Origin of the sequence: Corallococcus sp. CA049B (assembly GCF_003611685.1) — a bacterium.
GTDB classification, from domain to species: Bacteria; Myxococcota; Myxococcia; order Myxococcales; family Myxococcaceae; genus Corallococcus; species Corallococcus coralloides.
The window spans coordinates 1-3,491 of record NZ_RAWC01000074.1; the positions used below are offsets into that span (position 1 = coordinate 1).

General features: G+C 69.7%; 4 protein-coding genes. 1 reads left to right on the forward strand and 3 read right to left on the reverse strand.

Annotated elements, in window-relative coordinates:
- Both D7W82_RS18265 and D7W82_RS18270 read right to left on the reverse strand, forming a co-directional pair.
- On the reverse strand, window positions 1–214 hold a 214-nt coding region (locus D7W82_RS18265), incomplete at its 3' end, for a 2-oxoglutarate and iron-dependent oxygenase domain-containing protein (protein ID WP_199727779.1).
- A 10-nt stretch (window positions 215–224) separates the two neighbouring features.
- Complete coding sequence (locus D7W82_RS18270; protein ID WP_120619580.1) at window positions 225–1,397, reverse strand: FadR/GntR family transcriptional regulator; 1,173 nt, start codon at window positions 1,395–1,397, stop codon at window positions 225–227.
- 316 nt (window positions 1,398–1,713) lie between these two features.
- Between D7W82_RS18270 and D7W82_RS18275 the strand changes: the two genes are divergently transcribed.
- The gene (locus D7W82_RS18275; protein WP_233587769.1) at window positions 1,714–2,730 is read left to right on the forward strand and encodes an oxidoreductase; all 1,017 of its coding nucleotides are present in this window, start codon (window positions 1,714–1,716) and stop codon (window positions 2,728–2,730) included.
- Between the two features lie 4 nt (window positions 2,731–2,734).
- Here the strand turns inward: D7W82_RS18275 and D7W82_RS18280 are convergent, their stop codons facing one another.
- The gene (locus tag D7W82_RS18280; protein WP_120619582.1) at window positions 2,735–3,208 is read right to left on the reverse strand and encodes a GNAT family N-acetyltransferase; all 474 of its coding nucleotides are present in this window, start codon (window positions 3,206–3,208) and stop codon (window positions 2,735–2,737) included.
- Window positions 3,209–3,491 lie beyond the last annotated feature (283 nt).

Genomic DNA, 3,491 nt, shown 5'->3' on the forward strand with positions numbered 1-3,491 from the left:
CCCGCTGCTTCTCCTCCTCCGGCCGCGCGAAGAAGTCCCGAGCCAGCACCTCCAACCGGGTCTGAAGGCCCACGTCCACGCCATGGCCCACGACGTAGAAGAAGCCGGTGTTCCTACAGGCCGCGCCCATGCGAGCGGCGACCTCCCTTCGGGCCAGGGGGCTCGACGCGGGGTCGACGAGGGCTCGGACGTCGATGAGGGGCACGGTGTCCATGGAGCGAACTCTAGCCAGAAGTGCGTTGCCCCATCCTGAGCGGAAGCAGGACTCCAGCGAATGCCTCCGAGGCCCATTGGCTCAAGCGTTCCCACCACCGACCCAGGAAACCCAGGGGCCCATGAAATTGTCCGAGGGAACCGGAGGGTGGAACCCCAGACGGGAGGCCACCCTCGCCGGACGAAGCGCCTCCATCGGATCCACGGGACACATCCCCTGGGGCGGGAGAAGACCGCGGCGTCCCGCTGCTGGAATCCACGGACGCGGCCTCGCCATGGGGACGGAGTGCAACACAGGACGCCTCGGTATCCTCGAGGGCTGGCACAAGGTGGCCAAGGCTCCGTTCGTCCTCGCGAACCCCAGTCTCCAGCGCATCGTTCATCAGGAGGGAGGCCGGCACGGGAGCGTCACGAGGGTCCTCAGGAGAGGATGGAGCCTCGGGGGGAGCCTGCTCCTGGGGAGCAGGAGCGGGAACGGCAGGGACGAAGGCATTCAGCACAAGCTCATCGCAAGCCTTCATCAGTGCCGGCAGCTCCTGCTGAAGCGCCCGCACGTTGCGCGCGGACAGGGCATCCATCACGCAACAGGCCCACTCGCGCAGCGCCTCTCCGCCCAGGAGCGGCAGCAGTTCGGCGGCTCCTCCCAGGAATGCCCGCTGCAGGGACTGAACGAGGAGCACGTACCCGGGACGGTCCGCCACCCGCGCCGCCATCCGCAGCAACTCGAATTCCACCTGCGCGCAGGTGGCCCCCGGCTCCCAGCGCGCCGCGTTCCAGAGCTGGAAGCACGTACTCCTCAGCCGGTCCAGGTCGAGGTCCGAGGCCCTCGCGCAGCAGTCGACCAGAAGCTCCACCAGCACCTGCCGCTTGAGGCTGAAGGATCCCTCCAGGAGCCACCGGGCATTCGGGGAGCGCACGTCATGCAGCGCCAGGCCCAGATTCTCCAGCGTCAGCGACTCATCCAGCGCCACCGCGCGCGTCTTGCGGCCAGGGTGTTGCACCACCAGGCCCCGTGCGGCCAGCCGCCGCAGTGCCTCGCGGACGGTGCCCCGGCTCACCCCATAGCGCTGCGCCAGCTTCGCTTCGGGACCGAATTGCCCGCTCGGGTGCAGCCGCCCCAGCGCGATATCGCGCTCGATTTGAGCCTCCACATAGGCCACGAGTCCTCCCCGTCCCATCCCCATCCCCTCCCTCGTTCCAGCATCGCCATCCAACCATGGGGGTCTGACATGGACGTGCGGGCCCACCCTCCGCGTCGCTTGCCAGGCCAGCGCGCCCTCCGGGCCCGGGCGGCGAAAACCTGTCCGACTGTCCGACTGTCGGACTGTCGGACAAGTTCGCGGGCCCCATGCGGCGAAAACCTGTCCGACTGTCGGACAAGTTTTGAGGCAACCGGGCCCGGGAGGACGGCTTGGCATTCACGTCTGTCCTCACCGGGGCCACTTCCCGCTACCCTCGCGGTCCATGACCTCCGCTCGCGTCCCTGGCTCCCCGTTGCGGGTGGGCCTCCTTGGCTATGGCCTGTCCGGCTCGCGCTTCCATGGGCCCCTCATCGCCGCGGAACCCGCTTTCACCCTGGCGGCCGTGGCGTCGAGCCGCACGGAGGCCGTGGCCCGCGACTGGCCAGGGGTCCGCACCGGCACCGTGGAGTCTCTGCTGGCGGATCCGGACCTGGACGTGATCGTCGTGTGCACGCCCAATGACTCGCATGCCTCGCTCGCGGGACAGGCGCTTCGCTCGGGCAAGCATGTGGTGGTGGAGAAGCCCTTCGCCCTGGACGCGGACGAGGCGGTGCGGCTGGACGCGCTCGCGAAGGAGCGCGGGCGCTGCCTCACCGTGTTCCACAACCGGCGCTGGGACGGCGACTTCCTCACCGTGCGCCAGTTGCTGGAGCAGGGACGGCTGGGGACGCTCTATAGCCTGGAGAGCCACTTCGACCGCCTCCGGCCCCAGGTGAAGGATCGCTGGAAGGAGCAGGATGTCCCCGGCGGCGGGACGCTTTGGGACCTGGGCTCGCACCTCGTCGACCAGGCCGTGCAGCTCTTCGGCCTGCCCGAGTCGGTGGCCGCGGACCTGGGCCGGCAACGTCCGGGCGCGCAGGGCACGGACTGGTTCCACCTGGTGCTGCGCTACGGCGCGCTGCGCGTGGTGCTGCACTCCGGATCCGTGGTGCACGCGCCGTGGCCCCGCTTCGTGTTGCAGGGCGATCGGGATGCGTACGTGAAGCATGCGCTGGATCCGCAGGAGGGACAGCTCGAAGCGGGCCTGCGCCCCGGCCATCCGGACTTCGGCCAGGAACCCGCGGAGCGCCACGGCCGGTTGCTGGCCTCGGGGGAAACCATCGCCACCGTGCCCGGCGACTACGGCCAGTTCTACCGGCAGCTCGGCGCCGCCATCCGCCACGGCGCTCCCGTGCCCGTGACGGCGCTGAGCGCAAGCGAGACGGTGCGCGTCATCCAAGCCGCGATCCAGAGCGACCTGGAAGGCCGCCGCATTCCGCTGCCGCCTCGCGACTGAAGCCTCAGAGCGTCTTCTCCAACACCAGGAACGTGGGCGACGCGTAGCCCGCGTGCGTTCCATGGGAATGGAAGACGTAGCGCTGGCGCGCGTACCACGCATGGTGCGACGTGAGCGCGAGCCGCACCGACAGCCGCACGCGCGTCTGGCCCAGTTCGCGCGCTCGGGACTCCACGGCCTCCATGAGGCGCAGCGACACGCCCTGGCCCCGGTGCGAGGGCAGCACCGCGAGCCGGTCCAGATACAGGTGGTCCCCCTTCGGGTGGAAGAACACGCAGCCGAAGAGGATGCCGTCCGCTTCCGCGACGAAGGCGCCGCCGTCCACCAGCTCGCGCCGCACCACGGCCTCCGTCTTGTCGTGCGCGCTGGAGGGCGGATCCAGTCGGCCGCGGTACTCCTCGAAGGCGTCGCGCAGCACCTGGGTGATCCGCTCGGCGTCGGTGGGCACGGCTTCGCGGATCCGGGAGGGCTCGGGCATTCCCGAAGTCTAGTGGAAACGTCAGGCGCGGGCGTTCCACCACCACGGTGAAACACCGCTGAAACATGTCACCAGAGACCGGGCGTGGATCGGAATTCCCGCTCGGTCCCCACCGCCCGCACGGCTGTGCTCCCGAGCGGGCTGACAGCCGGGCCCTCTCGAGCAAATCGCTGCGGCCGTGTCGGAGTGTCTGTCTACTATCCCGCGCGCTCGCGAGTCCGGGAACCCGTCGCATCTCCTCCGCGAGCGTTCGCAAGACCCCCTCCCAAGGAGTCTCTGGCCC

Excerpts from the sequence above, each read along its gene's own strand:
- D7W82_RS18270 (WP_120619580.1), bottom strand. The coding sequence starts at position 1,397 with ATGGGGATGGGACGGGGAGGACTCGTGGCCTATGTGGAGGCTCAAATC.
- D7W82_RS18280 (WP_120619582.1), bottom strand. The coding sequence starts at position 3,208 with ATGCCCGAGCCCTCCCGGATCCGCGAAGCCGTGCCCACCGACGCCGAG.